At 71.7% G+C, this 4,622-nt stretch carries 4 protein-coding genes; 2 read left to right on the plus strand and 2 right to left on the minus strand.

Annotated features, from left to right (window positions below):
* Positions 1-394 precede the first annotated feature (394 nt).
* Positions 395-592, plus strand: a complete 198-nt coding sequence (locus VNM44_RS07500; RefSeq protein WP_325624440.1) for a hypothetical protein — start codon at positions 395-397, stop codon at positions 590-592.
* A gap of 179 nt (positions 593-771) precedes the next feature.
* On the opposite strand, the gene VNM44_RS07505 is transcribed toward VNM44_RS07500, so the two are convergent.
* Positions 772-1,092: a thioredoxin family protein gene (locus VNM44_RS07505; RefSeq protein WP_325624443.1), complete on the minus strand. Its 321-nt coding sequence runs from the start codon at positions 1,090-1,092 to the stop codon at positions 772-774.
* 155 nt (positions 1,093-1,247) lie between these two features.
* Here VNM44_RS07505 and VNM44_RS07510 point away from each other — a divergent pair, with 155 nt between their 5' ends.
* Positions 1,248-4,340, plus strand: a complete 3,093-nt coding sequence (locus tag VNM44_RS07510) for a GAF domain-containing protein (protein WP_325624448.1) — start codon at positions 1,248-1,250, stop codon at positions 4,338-4,340.
* 88 nt (positions 4,341-4,428) lie between these two features.
* Here the strand turns inward: VNM44_RS07510 and VNM44_RS07515 are convergent.
* A partial coding sequence (locus VNM44_RS07515) for a hypothetical protein (protein ID WP_325624451.1) occupies positions 4,429-4,622 on the minus strand: 194 nt, incomplete at its 5' end.

Consider the following 4,622-nt stretch of genomic DNA (forward strand, 5'->3'; position numbering starts at 1 on the left):
ATGGATCTTGATCATCGTGCTGCTCGTCCTGCTCGTCACGGGCGGCGTCGGCTACGGCCGGCGCTAGCGAGCGAGCGGCGGCCGGGCCGAGGGCGCCAGCCGGCGTCCTCGGCCTTCGCGCCGGGATCGCTGTCGACTCGAGTCGACAAGACATCCTCATCCTCGCGCCGCGCTCCATAACCAGGCGCTCAGTTCTCTGCCCTCTGCGGAGGAGGCGCCGAACCGCGCGAACCCAGGTAGCTCCTGGGGTTCCAGGCTGTGGACGAGTCGGCACACATCTGGCACGGCGCAGGGGTTGACGAAAACCGGTCTCTGAGGCGGATCTTCGCCTCACGCCGACGCTGCGCCCGTCGCTGCAGTTTCAGCGGATGCCTGGTCGGGTAGGCCGAGAACCATGGCCGACGAGACCAGAAACGACCGGACGCGGGGCGTCGACGGCGGGCACGCCGGTACCGGGCAGCTCGAGGCATCCGTCGCGCGTGGACGCGATGCGGGAGGAATGTTCGCCCTTCTCGGCAGCGTCGGGCTCCTCATCTGGGGCGTTCTCGCGGTTCTCGTCGTCGTGCTGCTCTTGATCTGGTGGCTCACGTGAGAAAGGAGAGCTGGACGTGTACATCGGTGTCGGAACGCTGGTCGTCATCCTGATCATCATCCTGCTGATCATCCTGCTCTGATCGAGAACGGGCCTCCGGGCCCGTTTTCCGTGCGGCATTTTCGCGGGCGTTCCGGCGCCCGCGACGCGCGTTCAGGGGGCGTTGCCGCCGTGCCGGGTCAGGTGTGGGCGCGTGCGCCCGTTCCGAGGTACGGCCTGATCAGCCGCGTGATGTCATTGCCGGTGACGCGCCCGTCGAGGCGGCCGAGCACCTTACGACCGCGGAGCAGCACCAGCGTCGGCACGACAGAGACGTCGAGCGCCTTCGCGAGCTCACGGTGGTCGTCCGCATCGACCTCGACGACGCGCAACCGCTTCTTCTCGGTCACGCCGACCCAGGCGACGAGGCTCGACATCCGGCGCGCCGGCCCGGAGCGCCGGTTCGAGAAGAACAGCAGCACGGGCCGCTCGTCGCGCCCTTGCTCACGCGGCGCCTGCATGACACTCGGGTACCACCCACGGAGAAGCGCAAAACTCCGACCCTCAGTGGTTGCCGTGACGGAGTCGCATGGAGCACACTCTGAGACCCGATGGCACGCCGCATGCACGCAGGGGTCGGCTGCGGTCCCGGCCGACCAGACCCGTCCACCCTCAGATGAGCCAGGCCCCTGACACGACAGCGCGCCTCGACGCGCTCCTCGACGCAACCGAGACCGGCGAATGGGAGTGGGACTTCGCGACCGGGGAGATCACCTGGTCGCCGACGCTCGGTCCGCTGCACGGCAAGCCGCGCGGCTGGGCGCCCGGCAACTACGAGGAGTGGAGAGCGCTCATCCATCCGGAGGACGTCCCTGCCCTCGAGGAGGCGGCGCGGCGTGCCCGCTCGACCGGAGCGGGCTACGAGCTCGAGTTCCGTGCGACCGTTCCCGACGGCTCCCTCCGCTGGCTCTGGACCCGGGCCGAGGTCGTGCGCAACGGCGAGGGACGGCTCGTCGGGGTCACGCGGGACGTCACCGACCGGCGCAGGCGCGACGACTCCGAGCGCTTCATCGCCGGCGCGTCGCAGGTGCTCCTGGCGACGACGTCGGCCGATGCGGCCCTCCAGCAGCTCTGCGAGCTCGCCGTCGCCGAGGTCGCCGACTGGTGCCTCGTGCAGCAGGTGTCGAAGACGCATCCGGCAGACGTTCTTGCCGTTGCCCATCGGGACCCTGCTCTGATGCCTGGCGTCCGCGCCCTCCATGAAGGCGAACGGCTCCCCGAGAACGGCGCCGAGGAGTCGCGCGCGTCGGTGATCAGGACCGGGACCACCGCTCACGTCGTCCTGCCCGAGGTCGGCACGGAGCTCGTCGCCCCGGTGCTCTCCGAGGGCGGGAACGTCACGGCCCTGCTCGTGCTCGGAAACGCGCCCGGGAGCCGTCGGCTCGACGAGTACGACGTCGCACTCGCCGAGGCGCTCGGTCGGCGGACGGCGGTCGCACTGGAGCGGCTGCGCCTCCTCGAGGCCGAGCGCGGCGCCGCGCGCCGCACCGAGGCGCTGCAACGCGTGGGCGCGCTGCTCTCGGCGGCCGCGACCGCGGAAGACGTCCTCCGGGTCGCGATCGAGGCCGGTCTGGCGACGATCGGCGCCTCCGGCGGCTCGATCGCCTATCCGCAGCGCGGGGCGGCGGCGATGCGACGCGTGACGGCGGGCTACTCGCCGCTCGATGCGGCGGGCACGTGGGAGACGGTGCCCTTGGACGCCGATCTCCCGGGCCCGGAGGCCGCGCGGACGGGAGCGGCGGTCTGGCTCGCCGACCGCGCGGACGCGGAGCGGCAGTTCCCGCTCCTCCGTGAGGTCTTCGCCCACACGCCGTGGGGCTCGATGTGCGCACTGGCGCTCCCGGTCGGCGTGCGGCGCGGCTTCTTCGTCGCGTTCTTCGACCACCCGCGGGAGTTCGGCCCCGACGACAGGGCCTTCACCGAGGCGATCGTCACCCTCTGCGCCCAGGCTCTCGAACGTGCCCGCCTCCTGGACGAGACGGCGCACGCCCGGGACGTCGCCCGCAGGCTGCAGGTCCTGACGGCGGCGCTCTCGGCGGCGGCGACTCCCGACGACGTGTGCGCCGCGGTCCTCTCGGGCGGCATGGAGGCGATAGGCGCGGACGGCGTTCTCGTCTACCTACGCGAGGGAGACGAGGTCAGGCTGGTGGCGTCCGTCGGATACGACGACGAGATCTCGGCCGGCTGGGCCTCGATCCCGGCACACGCCCCGGTCCCGGTCAACGACGTGCTCGAGTCGGGTGAGACGGTCATCTTCAGCTCGCCGGACGAGGCCAAGCGGCGCTATCCGATCCTGGCGCGGATCCCGGAACGGCACGGCGCGCGGCCGTCCATCCTCGTGCCGATCGGCGGCAACCCCACCGCGGGAGTCCTCTGCACGGGCTTCGCGCCGGGTCACGAGGTCGAGGACGACGACGTCGTGTTCGTCCAGGCCGTCGGCCGGCTCTGCGCGCAGGCGCTCGAGCGGGCGCGGCTTCTCGAGGCCGAGCGCGTCACCTCCGAGCGCCTCGAGCGGCTTCAGGCCGTGACCGCCTTGCTCGGCAGCGCCATGACGGTCGACGAGGTGGCGCGCATCGTCGTCCACGAGGGTGTCGCCGCAGTCGACGCCGCGGCAGGGGCGCTGGTTCTCGCGCTCGACGACGGGACGCTCGAGACGGTCAGCGCGGTCGGGTACTCCGACGATGTGCTCGAGCTGTACCGCCGCTTCTCGCCGACCGACCCGGTGGTTGCGGCACGCGTCTACCGTGAGGGCCGGCCGCTCTGGATCGAGTCGCTCGAGCAGATGGAGGCCGGTTACCCGGCGCACGAGCTGATGCTCGACGCGCACATCGAGTCAGAGGCGTTCGTCCCACTCACGCTGGCGGGTGGGACGCTCGGCGTGCTGATGATCAGCTTCGAGGGCGCTCGGCCGCTCGGCCGCGACGAGCGGCAGCTGCTGCTGACGCTCGGGCGTCAGTGCGCCCAGGCCGTCGCGAACGCGAGGGTCTTCGAGCGCGACCACCGGATCGCCGAGCAGCTCCAGCGCGCGCTCCTCCCGCGGTCGCTCGACGTCCCGTACCAGGGCTGCGTCGCCGTCCGCTACCTCTCCGGGAGCACCGAGGCCGACGTGGGCGGCGACTGGTACGACCTCGCGCTCCGGCCCGACGGGCGTCTCGGCGGCAGCGTCGGGGACGTCGCGGGCAAGGGAGTCCTCGCGGCGTCGCGCATGGGCCAGCTCCGCACGGTTCAGCGCGCCCACAGCCTCGACGGCCTCTCGCCGTCAGGCGTCGTCTCGCGCCTGAACGGGCTCGTCGAGGCGACCGACTCGTTCCTCGCGACGATGGTCGCCTTCGACCTCGATCAGGAGAGCGGTGAGCTCCGGCACTGCTCCGCCGGCCACCTCCCGCCCGTGCTGCTCACCGTGGACGGCCGCTGCGACTTCCTCTCGGGAGGGGAGTCGCTGCCGCTCGGCGTCGGCGACGACACGCCGTACGAGGAGGCGCGCACGATCCTCGAGGAGGGCGACGTCGTCCTCTTCTACACCGATGGGCTCGTCGAGCGGCGCGGCCTCGGGATCGACGACGCGCTCGGGCGCCTGTGCGAGGCTGTCGTGCGGTTCCACGGCTGCAGTCCGGAGGAGCTCCTCGACGGGCTCCTCGACGACCTGATCGGCGATCGCGTGCTCCAGGACGACGTCGCCCTGCTTGCCCTCCAGCGTACGAGCGGCTGAGTCTTCCTACGGCTCGAGGTACACGCCGACGACGTCGCGCAGGTACTCGAGCGCGGCGCGTTCCCGTCCCACCTGCCCCAGTCGTCGTTCACGTAGACGACGGGCATCGAGCCGCGTGCTCGCTCGAGCTCGGCCACCAGCCGCCGTGCCGGACGCTGAAGGACGCGAGCAGCACGCCGCCGTCTTCGTGGCGAAAGTCGTTGACGACGTCGACGAGCAGCAGGGCATCGTTCACGGTGCAGGCGACGTACCCGGCGCCCGCCCGTCGGGAAACGGCGCGGG

The sequence above is a fragment of the Gaiella sp. genome (assembly GCF_035558935.1).
Classification (GTDB): Bacteria; Actinomycetota; Thermoleophilia; order Gaiellales; family Gaiellaceae; genus Gaiella.

Excerpts from the sequence above, each read along its gene's own strand:
- VNM44_RS07510 (WP_325624448.1), top strand. The coding sequence starts at position 1,248 with ATGAGCCAGGCCCCTGACACGACAGCGCGCCTCGACGCGCTCCTCGAC.
- VNM44_RS07500 (WP_325624440.1), top strand. The coding sequence starts at position 395 with ATGGCCGACGAGACCAGAAACGACCGGACGCGGGGCGTCGACGGCGGG.
- VNM44_RS07505 (WP_325624443.1), bottom strand. The coding sequence starts at position 1,092 with ATGCAGGCGCCGCGTGAGCAAGGGCGCGACGAGCGGCCCGTGCTGCTG.